Annotated in this window: 1 protein-coding gene; it reads right to left on the bottom strand. The window is 64.0% G+C overall.

Annotated features, from left to right (window positions below; genetic code table 11):
• Nucleotides 1-3: 3 nt before the first annotated feature.
• The coding region (locus tag H6A60_RS13290) for a hypothetical protein (protein ID WP_205105339.1) at nucleotides 4-261 on the bottom strand (258 nt) is incomplete at its 5' end.

The following is a 261-nucleotide window of genomic DNA, read 5'->3' as shown; positions in this document are numbered from 1 at the left end:
CGCTCACGGCGTAGCGGGCTGTCCGCGCTTGGCGATTGCCACCAACTCAGCCTCCGTCATGGCCTTGGAGGCTTCCATCTGCAGCGGGTTGTCGCGGTCGCCCTTAAGCGTGACAGCAGCGCCATAGACCTTGGGCTTCAGCTTCTCCATCCGCCAACGCTTGTTGGCCAGGATGACGCTGGCTGCCGCTGCCGGCAGGCTTCCTGCCTCCGTCGCAGCCTCCAATCGATCCATCTCGGCATGGTGGAACTCAGCCTGTTC

It is taken from the genome of Sutterella massiliensis, assembly GCF_016899755.1.
Classification (GTDB): domain Bacteria; phylum Pseudomonadota; class Gammaproteobacteria; order Burkholderiales; family Burkholderiaceae_F; genus Sutterella; species Sutterella massiliensis.
The sequence above is the reverse complement of the archived record's forward strand: the minus strand, read 5'-3'. Positions and strand labels throughout refer to the sequence as shown.